The organism is Flavobacterium sp. Arc3 (assembly GCF_041431375.1).
In the GTDB taxonomy this organism is placed as follows: domain Bacteria; phylum Bacteroidota; class Bacteroidia; order Flavobacteriales; family Flavobacteriaceae; genus Flavobacterium.
The window spans coordinates 1-18,233 of the sequence record NZ_JASMRI010000038.1 but is presented as its reverse complement, the minus strand read 5'-3'; the positions used below and the strand labels follow the sequence as shown (position 1 = coordinate 18,233).

General features: G+C 34.1%; 17 protein-coding genes. 7 read left to right on the top strand and 10 right to left on the bottom strand.

Going from position 1 to position 18,233, the window contains the following annotated elements; genetic code table 11:
* The first annotated feature begins 65 nt into the window (after positions 1–65).
* The 5 genes from QO200_RS18480 to QO200_RS18460 all read left to right on the top strand — a co-directional run bounded on the left by QO200_RS18480 (position 66) and on the right by QO200_RS18460 (position 5,181).
* Positions 66–500, top strand: coding sequence for a hypothetical protein (locus QO200_RS18480; RefSeq protein ID WP_371543232.1), 435 nt, complete (start codon positions 66–68; stop codon positions 498–500).
* A gap of 648 nt (positions 501–1,148) precedes the next feature.
* Positions 1,149–1,934 (top strand): sensor histidine kinase, encoded by a 786-nt coding sequence (locus QO200_RS18475; RefSeq protein ID WP_371543229.1) that lies wholly within the window; start codon positions 1,149–1,151, stop codon positions 1,932–1,934.
* Between the two features lie 3 nt (positions 1,935–1,937).
* A complete protein-coding gene (locus QO200_RS18470) occupies positions 1,938–2,603 on the top strand; it encodes a response regulator (RefSeq protein ID WP_371543227.1) in 666 nt (221 codons plus the stop codon).
* Positions 2,604–2,974: 371 nt separating this feature from the next.
* Positions 2,975–4,237 carry an asparagine synthetase B gene (locus QO200_RS18465; protein WP_371543225.1) on the top strand — a complete coding sequence of 421 codons (1,263 nt, stop codon included), beginning with the start codon at positions 2,975–2,977 and terminating at the stop codon, positions 4,235–4,237.
* A 32-nt stretch (positions 4,238–4,269) separates the two neighbouring features.
* On the top strand, positions 4,270–5,181 hold the full coding sequence (locus QO200_RS18460) for a glutaminase (protein WP_371543222.1): 912 nt from the start codon (positions 4,270–4,272) through the stop codon (positions 5,179–5,181).
* Positions 5,182–5,228: 47 nt separating this feature from the next.
* Here QO200_RS18460 and cphA read toward each other — a convergent pair whose 3' ends face one another.
* The gene (gene cphA / locus QO200_RS18455) at positions 5,229–7,853 is read right to left on the bottom strand and encodes a cyanophycin synthetase (protein WP_371543220.1); all 2,625 of its coding nucleotides are present in this window, start codon (positions 7,851–7,853) and stop codon (positions 5,229–5,231) included.
* A gap of 216 nt (positions 7,854–8,069) precedes the next feature.
* Here cphA and QO200_RS18450 point away from each other — a divergent pair, with 216 nt between their 5' ends.
* Together QO200_RS18450 and QO200_RS18445 are read left to right on the top strand one after the other, a co-directional pair.
* Positions 8,070–8,936, top strand: coding sequence for a cyanophycinase (locus tag QO200_RS18450; protein ID WP_371543217.1), 867 nt, complete (start codon positions 8,070–8,072; stop codon positions 8,934–8,936).
* 106 nt (positions 8,937–9,042) lie between these two features.
* The gene (locus tag QO200_RS18445) at positions 9,043–9,885 is read left to right on the top strand and encodes an isoaspartyl peptidase/L-asparaginase (RefSeq protein WP_371543214.1); all 843 of its coding nucleotides are present in this window, start codon (positions 9,043–9,045) and stop codon (positions 9,883–9,885) included.
* Here QO200_RS18445 and QO200_RS18440 read toward each other — a convergent pair whose 3' ends face one another.
* The 9 genes from QO200_RS18440 to thrS all read right to left on the bottom strand — a co-directional run bounded on the left by QO200_RS18440 (position 9,886) and on the right by thrS (position 17,448).
* Entirely contained in the window at positions 9,886–10,689 is an 804-nt protein-coding gene (locus QO200_RS18440) for an endonuclease/exonuclease/phosphatase family protein (protein ID WP_371543212.1), read from the bottom strand.
* 167 nt (positions 10,690–10,856) lie between these two features.
* A complete protein-coding gene (locus QO200_RS18435; protein WP_371543210.1) occupies positions 10,857–11,201 on the bottom strand; it encodes a hypothetical protein in 345 nt (114 codons plus the stop codon).
* A 188-nt stretch (positions 11,202–11,389) separates the two neighbouring features.
* The gene (locus tag QO200_RS18430; RefSeq protein ID WP_371543207.1) at positions 11,390–11,821 is read right to left on the bottom strand and encodes a hypothetical protein; all 432 of its coding nucleotides are present in this window, start codon (positions 11,819–11,821) and stop codon (positions 11,390–11,392) included.
* 411 nt (positions 11,822–12,232) lie between these two features.
* Complete coding sequence (locus QO200_RS18425) at positions 12,233–12,562, bottom strand: hypothetical protein (protein WP_371543204.1); 330 nt, start codon at positions 12,560–12,562, stop codon at positions 12,233–12,235.
* Between the two features lie 225 nt (positions 12,563–12,787).
* Positions 12,788–13,456, bottom strand: a complete 669-nt coding sequence (locus QO200_RS18420; protein ID WP_371543255.1) for a response regulator — start codon at positions 13,454–13,456, stop codon at positions 12,788–12,790.
* Positions 13,457–14,059: 603 nt separating this feature from the next.
* Entirely contained in the window at positions 14,060–14,404 is a 345-nt protein-coding gene (rplT, locus tag QO200_RS18415; protein ID WP_016990536.1) for a 50S ribosomal protein L20, read from the bottom strand.
* Between the two features lie 171 nt (positions 14,405–14,575).
* The gene (gene rpmI / locus QO200_RS18410; RefSeq protein ID WP_022827375.1) at positions 14,576–14,773 is read right to left on the bottom strand and encodes a 50S ribosomal protein L35; all 198 of its coding nucleotides are present in this window, start codon (positions 14,771–14,773) and stop codon (positions 14,576–14,578) included.
* A gap of 154 nt (positions 14,774–14,927) precedes the next feature.
* A complete protein-coding gene (gene infC, locus QO200_RS18405; RefSeq protein WP_369699884.1) occupies positions 14,928–15,485 on the bottom strand; it encodes a translation initiation factor IF-3 in 558 nt (185 codons plus the stop codon).
* A gap of 16 nt (positions 15,486–15,501) precedes the next feature.
* Positions 15,502–17,448: a threonine--tRNA ligase gene (gene thrS / locus QO200_RS18400; RefSeq protein WP_371543199.1), complete on the bottom strand. Its 1,947-nt coding sequence runs from the start codon at positions 17,446–17,448 to the stop codon at positions 15,502–15,504.
* Between the last annotated feature and the right edge of the window lie 785 nt (positions 17,449–18,233).

The following is an 18,233-nucleotide window of genomic DNA, read 5'->3' as shown; positions in this document are numbered from 1 at the left end:
AATATACTAATTTAGCCGAAGCTTTTAAATTAACACAAATATTTTAAGAACTTAAAAAACTAACTATGTCAAAAGAAACCGAACCAAATAAAGCAACTATTACAGTTGCAGGATTAATCAATGCTATTCCTTTAAAAAGGGCTCAAAAATGGGCCAAACGTTGGACGAATAAAGAAGGAAAATACAATAAACATCACGAGTTAAACGCTTTTTTGATTCCTGCGGTTGATTTAAAAGAACTATTGGCCGAAAATGTAACTCATGTTAGAGCCTACATAGGAGTGCGCAAAATTAAGGCGGAGAAGAAAGGCGACAAACCAACTTATGAAGAAAAACTGATGTTTGTGGGGACAAAATTGGATCCAGAAACCGGAGTGTACGTTGATCAAATAAGTTATGGCAATGAAATGGGAAGTAGTCAAGCTGCTGAAGAAGGAATATATGATTTTTCAACGCCTTGTCCACCAGATGGTGATCCAAGTAGCCCTTTAAATGTTTAGAAGCTAGATGTATTATCCACTTGTACATATTGGGGAGTTATTATTATTTATTAACTTACTCCTTTACCTTAGAGGTTTTTCCACACGAGGTAAAGCTTTTAAGATTTTTACTTGTAATTTAATTTTGGTTTTTATTGTTCAAGTTATATCAGGAATATTAAAAGAACTGCACATTCATAATCTAGTCCTGTCTCATTTTTATTTTACCGGTCAGTTTATCATATTGAGTTTTTTTTATCACACTATTTTGAATGAAACATATCAAAAAAAGGTTGTCAAGATTGGTTTTTTTATAGGTTTATTGGCTTTAACTGTGCAATATGTTTATGACCCAAGTCTTTTTTTTAAATTTAATCTGTTTGAAATATTCATTACATCTTTTTTGTTAATCGTCTATGCGACCTTTAATTTTTATAATATGTTGAATGAAAAAAAAGAATTCTATTATATTAATATGGGACTTCTATTGTATTTGTTCGGCAGTACTGTTTTGTTTTTCGTAGGGAATTTGACAGCGAAACTTAGCGTAGAATTGAGTTATTTTACATGGACTTTGAATGCTTTTCTTGTAATTGTATATCAACTTTTTATTCTAATGGAATGGTATAAAAGTTTTTCAAAAAAAGAAATACAATTAGAAATATGAAAATGAATCCAGTTTATGAAAGAGAAATAGTTTCGATTATTTTATACACCTCAATTTTCTTTATCATATTAGTAGTTGTCCTAATTATGTTTTTTTATTATTCTCGAAAGAAGATTATTCAAAAAGAATTTGAGAAAAAAGATTTAGAAATTCTACATCAAAAAGAACAACTGCGTGCAGTAATTATTACTCAAGAAGAAGAGAGAAAAAGAATTGCACAGGATTTACACGATGACATCAGTTCGAAACTTAATATTGTCTCACTAAACAGTCACTTGTTAAAGACACCTAATTTAACGGACAAAGAGACGCTTGAAATTACGGGTAATATTATTGAACTTACGGCCAAAGCTTTAGAAAACACTAGAAGAATTGCTCATGATTTATTACCTCCTGTATTAGACAAGTTTGGCCTTCATGCGGGAGTTGAAGAACTGTGTTCTGAGTTCAACAGTAGTCAAGCAGTAGAAGTTAATTATCAAAATAATCTGGTATTTGATGAAGTCGATAAAGAGCGTCATCTTCATGTGTTTCGAATATTGCAGGAATTAATGAATAATTCGTTACGCCATGGAAAAGCGTCTAAGATAAGCATTTCTTTTGAGGAGAATGAAAAAGGGCAATGCTGCAGGTATACTGATAATGGAGTGGGTTTTGACTTGAGTGACAAGAAAAATCAGAATGGTCTCGGAATGAAAAATATTGAAAGTAGGGTTGATTTCTTAAATGCCACTCTTATGGTTGACTCTTCAATTGGTAAAGGATTTACAGCATTATTAAATTTTTAGAGTATGAATGACACCATAAAAATTGTCTTAGTTGATGACGAAGTTCTTTTTAGAAAAGGCATTTCGTTTTTATTGGGAAGAGAAGAAAATATAGAAATTATTCATGAAGCCTCAAATGGGTTAGAGCTCGTTTCCTTTTTAAGGGAAAGTAAAGAGCTGCCTGATATAATTATAACTGATTTAAAAATGCCATTGCTCAATGGAGTAGAGGCAACAAAAATTATTCATAAAGATTTCCCCCAAATTAAAATTATTGCCTTGACTAGTTATGATTCTAAATCCTTTATTGCTAATATGATAGATATTGGTGCGGTTTCATATATTGTAAAAAATGCAACACCCCAAGAACTTTTAGGCACGATTCAAGAAGTGGCAAAAAAAGGGTTTTATTACAATGAAAGGGTGAGAAAAATTATTCAGGATACCGCCTTAAACTCTAAGAGTAGCAAAAGTAAATTAGATAGCGGTTTTCTTACTGCGAGAGAATTAGAAGTGTTGCAATTGATATGTGATCAAAAAACAACAGTAGAAATTGGAGAAATATTGTTTATAAGCCCAAGAACTGTTGAAGGACATAGGAACAATTTACTATTAAAAACAGAATCCCGAAATATTGCAGGATTAGTAGTTTTTGCTATTCAAAATGAAATAGCGACTATTAATTTTTAAATCATTGGAATAGAAGTTATTACAAACTGAGAAATTGGAAAGATAGAACATAGAAAGTTAATATAAGGACTACTAAAATTAGGATCCCTAGTTTTCTGATAATGTTGAATCGGTCAGATGGTTTGCTGTTTTCAGAGAGGTTCATAATCATTTTTATAGTTGTTTGTTTTTAATTAAAAGCATTTTTCAAATTTAAGTATAGCAGTTGGTTTGGCTATAGGTGTTTATACGTGTTTTTTATTTTCTGTACTTGGCAGTTTGGTTTAAACAGTTTCTTTTAGTGTGCTATCTTAAGAAGTATTGATTTAAAAAATTAAATTCGAGCGATATAAATCTTTTCCTTTTCTATCTTTGATTCAAATTCTTATACAATGATTCCTAAAAGAGTACTCTTTATTCTAGTCTTTCTGCTATCAATTGCTGCAAAAGCTTCTTTTATTTTGCTGCCAATGGACGAAAATACACAGCAGAATCACCTGAAAGCCTACGGGATTACATTTTGGTGTTTAGAAAAAAAGTTCAAAGCGAGCTGGTTACTCAATTATCGTGGTGGTTCTTTCTTGTTACCGGATGCTCCGGAGATTCGTAAGGAATGCCAAATTAGAGGGGTGAGTTTTGAAGTCCTTTCAGATAATGAAGAAGCTAGAATTTTAGATGAAATAGCAAGTCCATCTCAAAACATGGACGCCGTTATTCTTGAAAAAGCCCCTAGAATTGCTGTTTATACCCCAAAAGGCAAACAACTTTGGGATGATGCAGTTACCCTTGTTTTAACTTATGCCGAAATTCCATTTACTCCTATATATGATGAAGAGGTCTTAAGTGACCAATTAATACTTTATGACTGGCTTCATTTGCATCATGAAGATTTTACGGGACAATATGGGAAGTTTTTTGGTGCCTATAGAAATGCACCTTGGTATATTGAGGATAAGAAAGAAGCAGAGGAATTAGCATCCAAGTTAGGTTTTACTAAAGTTTCTGAGGAAAAAGGAGCTGTCGCAAAAAAAATAAGAGATTTTGTTGTTGGCGGAGGATTTATGTTTGCCATGTGCTCCGCTACTGATAGTTTTGATATTGCTCTGGCAGCTGATGGAGTTGATATTTGTGAGCCAATGTTTGATGGTGATCCTAGTGATGCTAATTATCAGTCTAATATGAATTACGTTAATACTTTTGCTTTCAAAGACTTTGTTTTAGAAAGGAAACCTGATAAATATGAATTTTCAGATATTGATATGACAGAGAAACGTCGTATTCCTATGGATAAAGATTATTTTACACTTATGGAATTTTCCGCTAAGTGGGACCCTATACCTAGTATGCTATGTCAAAATCATACGCAACTCGTAAAAGGGTTTATGGGACAAACTACTTCCTTTGATGCTGCACTGGTTAAGTCAAATGTTTTAATAATGGGTAGTTGTGAGCTCAATGGGGAAGCGCGGTACATTCATGGCGAAAAAGGAAAGGGAATGTTTACTTTTTATGGAGGACATGATCCAGAAGATTTTCAGCATCAGGTGGGGGAAGCACCTACGGTTTTGGATTTGCACCCTAATTCTCCAGGTTATCGATTAATTTTAAATAATGTATTGTTTCCAGCAGCCAAAAAGAAGAAACAAAAGACCTAAATTTGATTGCTTTCTAAAATCACTATTACATTATGGATTACGCATCAATTTTACAAGAAATACAACTGGAGTCAAATCAATTTCCCACTAAAGGAAATGTGACAGAAACCATACCTGAATTAGCGAAAGTGAATCCCAATAAATTTGGAATTCATTTGACGACTATCGAAGGGGAAGACTTTGGTATTGGGGACAGTAATGAAAAATTTTCTATTCAAAGTATTTCAAAAGCATTAACCGTGGCTTTGGCCTTTTCTTTTTTAGATGAAAAAATATGGGAAAGAGTGGGCGTTGAACCTTCAGGAACTGCTTTTAATTCTTTGGTTCAATTGGAACATGAAAAGGGTATCCCGAGAAATCCATTTATTAATGCGGGAGCAATTGTCATAGCTGATATGTTAGTTTCCTGTTTAGAAAATCCAAAAGATGATTTTCTTGCTTTTATAAGGTTGATTTCTGGAAGTTCAACAATTGAATATAATTTGGACGTAGCGCAATCTGAGAAAGATACTCGCTTTAGAAATGCAGCTTTAGCTAATTTCTTAAAGTCGTTTGGAAATATTGAAAATGATGTAGATACTGTTTTGGATTTTTATTTTCATCAATGTTCGCTGGAAATGACGTGTAAGGAACTAGCACATTCTTTTTACTTTTTTGCCAATGAAGGAAAAACTAAAGATGGCAAACAAATTTTAAAAAGGAGTCAAGTAAAAAGATTAAATGCTTTAATGCAAACCTGCGGTTTTTATGATGAGTCCGGCGAGTTTACCTATAAAGTAGGATTACCAGGCAAAAGTGGAATTGGTGGTGGTATCGTGGCATTATTCCCTGAAATTTTTGTGGTAGCTACGTGGTCTCCAAAATTAAATAAGAAAGGCAATTCAGAATTAGGAATGCATGCCTTGGAATTATTGACTAATAAAACTGGGATGTCTATATTTTAGCAAAAAAAAGCTACTGTTTCCAGTAGCTTTTATATTTATATAAAAAATTAAACGGTACCATATTCATTTTCTTTGTCCAGATATTCCTGTACAATTTCGATAGCATTAGTAACCACATCGCTTAAGGCAGTAATAAAACTTCCCTCTTCAGCACAATTGATGGCATGCCTGATGGCTTCCGTTTCTTTTGGGATGATTTCATAAGTGACATTTTTACCTGAAGCCGCAATTCCCTCTAATATGAGATCGATAATTTCATCTTCGGTTCTTCCTCTCAAATATTTTTCTTGTCGAATGATGATGTGATCAAACATTCTGGCGGCAATAGAGGCGCACTCACGAATGTCTTCATCACGACGGTCTCCTACACCAGCAATAATTCCAATCTTTTTAGAAGCTTCAACACTTTGTAAGTACTCTTCCACACCTTTGTAACCGGAAGCATTGTGTGCAAAATCAATCAATACTTTGAATTTTTTGAACTCAAAAATATTCATACGTCCTGGAGTTTGAGCAGCACTAGGAATAAAAGTCTGTAAGGACAAACTGATATCTTCTGTTTTGAATCCCCATAAATAACTGGCTAATGTTGCTGCAAGAACATTTGCTATCATAAATTTGGCTTTTCCGCCAAGTGTTAAAGGAACATGAGTGGCACGTTCAATTCTAATTTTCCACTCTCCTTTTTTGACAGTAATAAAACCATTTTCATAAACAGCAACTGTTTTTCCTTCAGCGCTTAATTTTTTGATGAACGGATTTTCTTCATCTAAACTGAAGTAAGCCACATTACAACTTAAATCAGCACCTAATTTTATACAATGCTCATCATCTCCATTCAAAATAGCCCAGCCGTCTTTCTTAATGCTTTTTACGACAGTAGCTTTTACTCTTGCTAAATCATCCAAAGTATGAATGTCACTTATTCCTAAATGGTCTTCTTGTATATTGGTGATAATTCCGATGTCACAAATGCTGAAACCCAGGCCGGAACGTAATATTCCTCCTCTTGCAGTTTCTAAAACGGCAAACTCAACAGTAGGATCTCTTAATATATATTGCGCACTTTGAGGTCCCGTAGTATCCCCTTTTTCCATCATGTGATTTTGAATATAAATCCCATCAGAGGTAGTGAAACCTACTTTGTAACCATTGTTTTTTACGATATGAGCAAGTAATCGTGTTGTGGTTGTTTTACCATTAGTTCCAGTGACAGCGATAATCGGAATTCGGCATGATTTCCCTGGAGGATAGAGCATATCAATAACAGGAGCTGCTACGTTTCTAGGCAAACCTTCAGAAGGTGCTAGGTGCATTCTAAAACCAGGTGCTGCATTTACTTCAAGAATAACACCGCCATTATCTTTTAATGGCTGCGTTAAATTCTCAGCCATAATATCCACACCACAAATGTCTAATCCGATTACTCTTGAAATTCTTTCGGCTAGAAATATGTTTTCCGGGTGCATCATATCTGTAACATCTACAGAAGTTCCGCCTGTACTTAGGTTAGCAGTAGATTTTAAAAATACAATCTCACCTGATCTTGGTACAGTTTCTAAGGTATAATTTAATTTTTCAAGCAGGTCTTCGGTATCTCTATCCACATCGATTTGTGTTAAGACATTTTCATGTCCGTAACCTCTTCTTGGATCTAGGTTTTCTACGTCAATCAATTCTTGGATTGAATTTTTACCATTTCCTATTACATGAGCAGGCACTCGTTTTGCGGCAGCTACTAATTTATTGTCAATCACTAAGATTCTAAAATCAAAACCAGTAATGAATTTTTCAACGATTATACGTCTGCTGAATTCTTTGGCGAAAGCCAAACCAGAAACAGCATCTTCCCAATTAGTAACATTAATAGAAGCGCCTTTACCATGATTTCCATCAAGAGGTTTCAGAACAATAGGATAACCAATTTTATTTATGGTCTCTGCCAAATCTTCTTCGTCTACACAAATACTTCCACTGGCGACAGGAATCGACGCCATATCAAGCATTTTTTTCGTCAGTTCTTTGTTGCAAGCCATATCTACGGCTATACTGCTGGTCTTACAAGTAATTGTAGCTTGAAAACGCATTTGGTTTATTCCGTGACCTAATTGAACTAATGAGTTGGTTCCCAGTCTTATCCAAGGAATGTTTCTAGAAACGGCTTCTTCTACGATACTTCCGGTACTTGGCCCTAAACGGACACGTTCCCTGATTTCTCGCATTTTTTGCAAATCACTTTCTAAGTCATATTCAATTCCCGCAATTAAGGCTTCGGCAATTGCAACAGAAGATTCTGCAGCAAATAAGCCTACATTTTCTTCTGTGTAGCTGAAAACAACGTTATAAGTTCCCAGCGTTTTTGTTTCACGAGTTCTTCCGAATCCGGTTTCCATTCCCGCCAATGTTTGTATTTCAAGTGCGATATGCTCAATTACATGCCCCATCCACGTACCGCGTTCTACTCTGGAAAAAAATCCGCCTCGACAACCTTCTGAGCAACGATGTTCAATCATTGTAGGGAACATTGCCTCTATTCTTTCTTTAAATCCGTCAATCTTATTGGTTGGGAATTGTTCCATTTCCTCCAAATCCAACCGCATTTGGATTAATTTTTTTCTTTGGATACTCCAAATATTTGGTCCACGAAGAGCTTGTATTTTTATTATTTTCATAAAAACGGAGGGGTTATTTTAGTTGAAACAAATTATTGTTAGTAAATTCTATTCTCTATTGTTTCTGTTAGGGAATAGACTGCTACCAATATAAAGGTTTTTGAATATGAAACAAAATTTATGTAGTTTAATTAACAGTAATGACGCGTTTATAATTATTAAAAATAAACAGAGTCGTTCAATAGCTCTTTTTTTTATTTTGTTTATTTTTGCCGGATGAATATAGTAGGAAAATTGATAATAATAGGAGGTGCAGTAGACAAAGGAAGTTTTACTGAAACCGATATAGATAAAAATAGCGCCAGTAATTTAAATTTTTTTGAAACTGGAATTCTTAAAAGAATAATCAGCGAATCAAAACATAAAGAAAACTCACGTATTGAGGTAGTTACTACAGCGTCAAAAATCCCAAAAGAAATTGGTCCTGAATATGTCAAAGCTTTTGCCTATTTAGACGCCACAAATATTGATGTTCTTTATATAGAAAAACGGGAGGAAGCCGCAGATGAAGCACTCTTGACACGCTTAAAAGCAGCCGATGTTGTAATATTTACAGGTGGGGATCAATTGCGTTTGACTTCAATTCTTGGTGGAACTCCATTCCATGATATCTTATTGGATAAATACCATAACGAGGAGTTTGTTTATGCTGGTACATCTGCCGGTGCAGCAGCAGCTTCTAACAGTATGATTTATCAGGGAAGCAGTTCAGAAGCGTTATTGAAAGGAGAAGTGAAAATTACCAGCGGACTCGGTTTGATTGATGGAGTTGTTATTGATACCCATTTTGTTAGAAGAGGTAGAATAGGGAGGTTGTTTCAAACAGTTGTAAGCAATCCAAAAGTGCTCGGAATAGGGTTAGGAGAAGATACGGGTTTATTAATTACTAATAATAACGAAATGGAAGCGATTGGTTCTGGGTTAGTTATTTTAGTGGACGGACGTGATATTAAAGATACTAATTTGACTCAGGTAGAATTAGGACAACCCATTTCAATAAATAACTTAGTGGTTCACGTAATGAGTATGAATGATACTTATAACATTGGTACACATAAAATGCAAATTCATACTTCAAAATAGAACTAATGTAAGTTGAGGGTGGGCGATTACCAGCAGAATGTTGATGTTTTACAAACAAAAAAGGTGTTGCCTCACGAATGAATTTGCAATCTCAAATCAAAAATTAATGAAACTAATTATACATGGTGGTTTTTTCTCTGAATCTTCAACTAGTAATGAGACTAAAATAGCCAAACAAGCAGCGCTAGAGCAAATAGTTAAAGATTCGTATGACTATCTAAAAACGCATTCAGCTCTTGAAACAGTAGTTTTTGCTGTTTCATTGCTGGAAGACAATGAACTGTTTAATGCTGGCATTGGATCTCAAATACAAAGTGACGGAAAAATCAGGATGAGTGCTGCGATAATGGATGGGGAAACCCAAAAAATGAGCGGTGTCATTAATATCGAAGAAGTAAAGAATCCAGTTCAAGTAGCCCAAATATTAATGCAATACGACGACCGCGTCTTAGGCGGAAGTGGAGCAACAAACTTTGCAAGAAAAAATGGCTTTGAATCATTTTCGACCGAAATTCCACAACGTCGTGCTGAATATGAAGAAAAAGTAAAATCGTTGGGTACTGGAACCGTCGGTTGTGTTGCTTTTGACCAAAACGGAAAAATAGCAGTTGCCACATCCACAGGAGGAAAAGGATTTGAAGTTCCGGGTAGAATATCTGATTCAGCAACTGTTGCGGGTAATTATGCTAATTCATTTTGTGGTGTGAGTTTAACAGGAGTAGGTGAGGACATTATGAGTAATGCCACTGCAACTAAAATTGTAACCCGCGTTACAGATGGTTTTTCTTTAGAAGAAGCTTTCGCCAAAACGTTCAAAGAGCTAAAACCGTATGATGGATTTGCAGGTGCAATTGCCATTGACGGCAAAGGAAATATATACCACCAAGATTCTCATCCCTCGATGGTTTTTGCAAGTTTCGATGGCGATACATTTGAAGTGTTTGAATAGTTAGTTCAATGAAAATTCAAACCAGATAGGGATATGGTCTGATATTTTTCTCGCTTCTTTCAGCGAGTTGAAATTTTTGTAAAAAGGGATAAACCCTGAGTTTATAGTTTTAATCTTAGAGGTTTTATAATACATATTATCAAATTCAGAAGCAAGACATCGGTCATTTTTACATTTTTGTTTTAACGATGTCTTTTGGCCAACCAAAATAGGTTGGTATCCCATTTTTCTCAAAGGATTAAAAACGGTATGTGATTGCGGACAATTGAAATCACCCGCAAAAATTAAATTTAGTGTAGGGTATTCGCCAGGGAAGAATTTGAAATATTTTATTTCGGTTTCTGGCTGCATTTTTTGGGTTATCGCATGAAAATTCACAACGGTAAATTGTTTGCCTTGATATTGGAATGTGGCTAAATATGGTTCTCTGTCAATTTCTAAATTGTATTTTTTTTCTAACCATGCCTTGCCAATTATTTTAAGTTTTGCAGTTTTCCATATAAAGGCATAGCGCTCCGTTTTATAGGCACTACTGCTTGTAGGATCACTAATTACATAATCCCATTTGCTTCCTTTACGATTTAGTTCGTCTGCTAGTTTTGCAACGGCTTGTGCACCGCCATAACTTGCCACTACTTCTTGAACGGCGACGATATCATATTCCCTCACAGTCTGTGCTATATGAGTAATTTCTTCTTGAGATTTTGATTGACCGAAGTTTTCAATATTCCAGGATAGCAGTTTTGTTTGGGAGTAAAAGGCAGTATAAAAAAACAGGAGGAGTACTAAAAGAATACGTTTCATTTATTAGGGGAAAATACGATTGAAAAGGTTGCAACCTAGTCAAATTTTTTAAAAGAATCGTGATTAAACTTTCATTTGTTATAGAAAAATGAAAAAATGGCAGGAGTAAAGTGGAAGAGTTAAATAGCGATTAGCTCACTATTTATTTTGGTAGTCAGTCTGTAAAATTACTTGACTTTTAGATTGTATTTATAACCTTGTGAATCAGTAGCTAATAGTTTGTTTTTTCCATTCCATTCTACAACAATTTCTATGGCTATAGCATCTTTATTGATCAGAGTACCAAGGCCAATTTCCCCTTCAATATTTATATTGCCATGGACATTATCTCCGTTTTCATCAGTGCCTATAACCTTCTGTAAGTATTGACTAAGTTCTAAAGAATCCTTATTTTTCTCAACTTCATAAGTTGATTTAGGCGAAAGCTGAGTTGATTCACTCGAATTTTTACATGAGCAAAAGATTAGGGATATACAAAAAAGGGATATCGGGATGTTATGAGTAATGATCATGTAGGTTTTTTTCAAAAGTACAATGGTATATATTGATTTCTTTACGGGAAACCTCATTGTGGTAAGGAATATTAATGTTTTTTTAAATGTCACTATTATTACGATGATACAATTCCTATAGTTGATTTATCGGGATAGAATTCATCAGGTTATAATTATCCGTTTTGCGAGTACTTTAGTGTAATAATTTATTTGTTGTATGCGAGTTTATTAGTGCTTTCTATTTTACTATTATAAACCTTTTTTCGAATATCATTTACAAAATTGATAGTATCATTTTTTGATTTTAACGGAACTCGTTTTATGATGGTTATTCCATTTTTTAGATTTATCTTCATATCATATTGCTTGTAATTATTCATTTTAGCTGTAATTACTACAATCAATAAAGACGAAATAATTAAAATTAGGTTCGCTTGTAAGTAGAAAAAAGCAAAAAGAGTACCAGCTACAGAAAAGATAATTATTAGAAATTCATAAATGGGTTTGATCTTATTTACGGTAATGTAAATATCTTTTAAATCCGAAATTAGTATTTCTTTTTTGGTTCCTGATTTATATAAGATAATTAGGCGGTCATTATCAAGAACAATTTGATCTATTTTTATATTAAAATTCATGGAGTCTTTTTTTTTGTAATGCTATTGATACGTTTGGATTGTTGTCTATTTCTAAGAGGAAGTGGGTATTCCATTAGTCCAATGTTCTGCTTATTTTTTTTAGATTTTTATTTGGTCATAAAAAGTTTTACTAAAATGTGAACTATGCATGTTATTTCTGGTAATTACAATAGGGTCGGATGTAGGCAAGATTTGCGATTCCATATTCTTTATTTTAGATACGGCAAACTTACTTCCAATAATCCACATTAGGTTACGGGAAACCGCATTGGACGTAAATTAAATCAGAATGCCTTTATAATTAGTCTTAAAAAAAAATATAGTATTTCTTGCGGTAGAAATGGAGAAGGGGATGTAGGTGTAAAAGGAGAATTAGATATGTTAAGGATAAATCATAGTTTAAAAATATATTTATTGATAGCAAGCACTACTTAATTTGACATTTATTTTTGAAAACCTTTTGATTTGTTTTTTGGTTAAAATGGATTTTTCTTGTGCTTTCTTAATGCGTTCAGCTAATAGCTCAGATTTGATTTTCATGTAAGGGTATTTCGTCAATGAAATAGGATTGCCGTTTAGCGACTTTTCGTAATGTTTAATGTATTCCTTTACGTAATTTTTATAATCAATAAGAAGTTTACTCCATTTATTATCAATGATGTTTTCATTGTTTTCTTCGGTAGTACCCAGTTCTTCTTTTTTATTGTGAATTCGCATGCTTTGATTATTAAAGTGAAACATTTTGTAAATTTTAATCAAAGCAAATTTAAGTGCAAAAGAAGAGATTACTTTACGGAAAACCGTAATGGACTCTTTTTTATTTTTGGTGTCATTGTTAGTTAATTATTGACTTGTAAATAAAGAGTTGACATAAGTATAAGGTATAATTATTTTTCAAATTAATCTCGTTTTTTAATTTTACGTAATCATTAAATGTCCAGACTAAGCGAGGAAAGAATTTGCTTTTTAAATCAGTCCTAAATCTTTGGCAATCGCTATTAGATGTACATTATTGTTGGCTTTAAAGTAAATTTTCAATTTGTTAATTCGCTTTTCTATACTACTACTGCCATTAGGTATTATTCCTGAATTTTTAAATGATATCGAAATTTCGTCTAGGGTACAGCCATTAGATAATAATTTCAGTAGTGAAATATCGTAGGCTTCAATTTCAAGCAGTGATTTGTCATTTAAAGCATAGGCTAATTTAGATGAAACATTCTTTTCTTCGGTTTTGAAAATGTTTTCTACCGCAATTTTAAGTTCAGGGATACTTGTTCTGCTTTTTGAAACATAGGCATTAATACCTAAATTATTAAAGAGGGATTTTATACGGTAGGACTTGTCTTCTATGGAGAAGACTATTGTTTTAATATCAGGTTGGATTTGCTTCACGGCTTCAATTAATTCGTCACCGCACGTTAGCTTATTTTCCCGATGATCACTTTTAAAAGATAAATCAGTAATCAATAGATCATAGGGGGCATTGTCATGAAGTGCTTTTTTTATTTTCAAAAAGGCATCATCACAATATTTAGAATGTTCTATTTCCTGAATGGAGAGTGTCTCTAAAGCTTGTACAACTGTAATGCTGATGCTATCTAGATCTTCGGCAACTAATACTTTTTTGAACATCATGATGTCGATTATATAATGAATAGAATACTTGATTTAAATCCTTTAATGGATTTAGTGTCAAATGTAATTATTCCTTTATTAGCTATAATACGGTTTTCCACATTTGTAAGTCTATTTTTAAGTTTATTTTGAAAAACGTTGTTTCGTTATAGATAGCAGTAGGAGCGATACCTGAATTTTTTTCAAAGGATAGCACTTTTAACATAGTTTGGCTAGGGGCTCCCTGTTGATTAATAGCTTATGAGGTTTTCTGTAAGTGTTGCTTTTCTATCGCATGGCAGTTGATTAGTGCTATTCAATAAATTTGGCGTTGCTGCTGAGTAGTATGTTTTGAGGTTGATGAATAACTTAAGTTCTTTTTTTTGCAATTAGATATTATTCTAGGGCAGATTAATAAAAAGATAGTTTTAAACTTTAGCCATTTTTAGCGGTATTCACGAAGTTGTAATTTTTAATTATTATAGAAAATATAATTAATTGTGATAACCCTAAATATGAATTGGCCTAATTTGATGCTTTCTTAAAACAAAAAACCCCATCACGCCAGGGCGGATGAGGTTTCTTTATAAGTAAGTAATCTAAATTGAGTTTATAAAACGTTTATTTTACTTTATTAAGTACAGCTTTGAAAGCTTCAGGGTGGTTCATCGCTAAATCTGCAAGAACTTTTCTGTTCAATTCGATTCCGTTAGCTTTTACTTTCCCCATGAATTGTGAATAAGACATTCCTTCTAATCTAGCTCCAGCGTTGATACGTTGAATCCATAAAGCACGGAAATTTCTTTTGTTCACTTTTCTATCACGGTAAGCGTAGCACATTGCTTTCTCTACCGCATTTTTAGCTACTGTCCAAACGTTTTTACGTCTACCAAAGTAACCTTTGGCTAGCTTCATTATTTTTTTTCTTCTTGCTCTTTTTGCAACTGAATTTACCGATCTTGGCATAATTTTATTGTTTTTTTGTAGCAGGCGTCCCGAATTGAATCAAGAGAACTTAAAGGCCATACTCCAAGGTTATTTTAAATTGTTTTAACCTAAAGAAATCTAGGCAATAGTTAGTAGGCATTAGGCAAAAGTTTTACAACTATTGGCTAGTGACTTTTTACTACTGGCTTATTAGATAATTCTTAATTGTTGTTTGATGCTTTTCATATCTGTTTTGTGAACTAGCGCTGAATGTGTCAAAGCTAATTTACGTTTTTTAGATTTTTTAGTCAAGATGTGACTTTTAAAAGCATGCTTTCTTTTAATCTTTCCAGAACCAGTAACTTTAAAACGTTTCTTGGCGCTAGATTTGGTTTTCATTTTAGGCATTTTTTCCTAGTGTTTTAATTTATTCTTACTTACTTATTTTTACTTACCCCAAACCTCTACTTCCGATAGCTATCGGAAGGAGAGGTAATCGAGGTGTATCAGTAATCCTATTACATCTAGTTAAGCCTCCTTCGGAGGGACTAGGGGAGGATTCTTATTTTTTCTTCTTAGGTGCAATGAACATAATCATTCTCTTTCCTTCAAGAACTGGCATCGCTTCTACTTTTCCAAATTCTTCTAAGTCTGTAGCTAATCTCAATAATAAGATTTGACCTTGATCCTTATAGATAATCGAACGACCTTTAAAGAAAACAAACGCTTTCAATTTAGCACCCTCTTTCAAGAATTTTTCGGCATTCTTTCTCTTGAACTCATAATCATGCTCATCTGTTTGAGGACCAAAACGAATTTCCTTTACGACTACTTGAGTAGATTTCGCTTTTAGAACCTTATCACGTTTCTTTTGCTCGTAAACAAATTTCTTGTAATCCATGATTTTACAAACCGGTGGCTCCGCATTAGGCGAAATCTCGACTAGATCTAATTCAAATTGATCTGCTAATCTTAGGGCTTCAGAAAGTTTAAAAACTCCTGGCTCAATGTTTTCACCTACAAGACGTACTTCTTGTACACCACGAATAAGATTGTTTATTCTGTGGGCATCCTTTTTTTCTACGCGAGGTTGATAACCTCTGTTGCTTCTTATTGCTATGACTTTATAATTTAAGTTAAACTGTAAATACTTTTAATGTCTTTTTGATCTCTTCATCTACTATTGCAGCAAATTCTTCGATCGTAACGCTGATGTTCCCTTTTCCTTCCTGTCCATGACGACGGATAGAAATGGTACCGTTTTTCTCTTCTTCCTCGCCTACAATCAGCATAAACGGGATTTTTTGCATTTCAGCGTCTCTAATTTTCTTACCTATTGTCTCATTTCTGTTGTCAACGAGGGCGCGAATTTCGTGATTTTCTAGCAAATCTAAAACTTTTTTCGCATATATTTCATATTTCTCACTCAAAGACAATATAATAGCCTGTTCTGGCATCAACCAGAGTGGGAAATTTCCTGCAGTGTGTTCTAGTAAGATAGCTATGAATCTTTCCATCGAACCAAAAGGAGCTCTATGAATCATCACAGGTCTATGTAATTCGTTATCAGATCCTTTGTAAGTTAAATCAAAACGTTCCGGTAGGTTGTAATCTACCTGAATTGTTCCTAATTGCCATTGTCTTCCTAAAGCATCTTTTACCATGAAATCTAACTTCGGACCATAGAATGCGGCTTCGCCATATTCAATAACAGTGCTTAATCCTTTGTCTGCAGCAGCATTGATAATTGCATTCTCTGCTTTTTCCCAGTTTTCATCAGTTCCTATATACTTTTCTCTGTCCTCTTTATCTCTAAGTGAAATCTGAGCTGTAAAGTTTTCGAATCCTAATGAACCAAATACATAGAGTACCAAGTCAATTACTTTTTTAAACTCTTCATCAAGTTGCTCTGGAGTACAAAAAATATGTGCGTCATCTTGAGTAAACCCACGTACACGTGTTAATCCGTGTAATTCACCACTTTGCTCGTATCTGTAAACAGTACCAAATTCAGCATAACGTTTTGGTAGATCTTTGTAGGACCAAGGTCTTACATTGTATATTTCACAGTGATGAGGACAGTTCATCGGTTTTAATAAAAACTCTTCTCCTTCATTAGGAGTAGATATTGGCTGAAAGCTATCAGCTCCATATTTTGCATAATGACCAGAAGTGACATAAAGCTCTTTGTGACCTATATGAGGTGTAACCACTTGCTCGTATCCTGCTTTTTTCTGTGCTTTTTTCAAGAATTGCTCTAATCTTTCTCTCAATGCAGCTCCTTTAGGAAGCCATAGTGGTAGACCTGCTCCCACTTTTTGTGAAAAAGCAAACAACTCCAGTTCTTTCCCTAGTTTTCTGTGATCGCGACGTTTTGCCTCTTCAAGTAAAAGAAGATACTCCGTTAAATCTTTTTGTTTAGGGAATGAAGTCCCGTAAACACGTGTTAATTGTTTATTTTTCTCATCACCGCGCCAATAAGCACCAGCGACACTCATTATTTTCACTGCTTTGATGATTCCAGTATTTGGAATATGTCCTCCACGACATAAATCGGTAAAAGTATCATGATCGCAAAACGTAATCGTTCCGTCTTCAAGATTAGTGATCATCTCGGTTTTGTAAACATTATCTTTGTATAGCTCTAATGCGTCTGCTTTAGAAACAGGACGAAGTTTGAACTCGTGCTTTCCTCTCGAAATCTCAAGCATACGATCTTCAATTTTCTTAAAGTCTGCCTCTGTGATTTTTTGATCTTCAAAATCTACGTCATAATAAAAGCCGTTGGCAATTGCAGGTCCAAGAGTCAATTGAATACCAGGATACATCTCTTCCAGAACTTGTGCCATAACGTGTGAAGTAGAATGCCAAAAAGCTTTCTTCCCGCCTTCGTCATTCCATGTATATAATATAAGACTGCCATCCGTTGTCAAAGGCGTGGTTGTTTCTAGTGTTGTACCATTAAAAGAAGCCGAAATTACATTTCTAGCAAATCCTTCACTAATGCTTTTAGCAACATCCATCGGAGTTACGCCTGACGCGAACTCTTTAACTGACCCATCGGGCAAAGTAATCTTAATCATTGTTTGTTAATTTAAGAATGCAAATATACGCCATTACAAAAACACAAACAATAGATAGCTAAGGTTTGTTGTATATATAGGAGTAAAACAAAGCAGTTTTGTGTTTAGCGCTGTAAAAAGGGAGATCTTCTTTGTTTTTAGGAGCTATTTCCTGCTATTCGCTACAATCTATTGAACCATCCCGATAACTATCGGGATGGTTCAATAGGATTTTCGCTGCTATCAGGGCTATGGCACTAGTGCTTTGTTGGGTGTTTTGTGTTTTTTGTAAACTGTAGATAGATTAATAGGGTGTGTTTCGAAAGGATTTGCTTTGATAAGCAATTCTTCGCGCTAGTTTAACAAATGCTTCTTCTTGTTCTAGGAAGAAGGCTGAAACTTCGATTTGGTTATAGAACTTGTTAATTTTAATAGAGGTCTATTCGGGCTTAATCAGCAAACTCTCGCTTTTCTTCAGGAAGTGGTTGAGAGGTCCATGTTCAATAAGTCAAGAGATCTCGCATTTTGATGGGTTAATTTCGCGAATTCTTGCAAGGCAGTTCGTTTAAATACTGATAATTCCTACTTTTTAATAACTAGGTTAAAGAGCGTGATTCTTAAATAATAGATTTTCAGCGAGTTAAACTCAAGGTTAAGTGGACATCAAAAAAAAGCAAAATTAAAGTATTGTTTAACGGTATAAAGAGTGTATTTTTGCACCCGCAACAGCGAATAAGTTCTTTACATGATGATAAGCAAACGAAATAATAAAGGAAATTTATTTTCTAAAAATTTCAAAAAAAGCT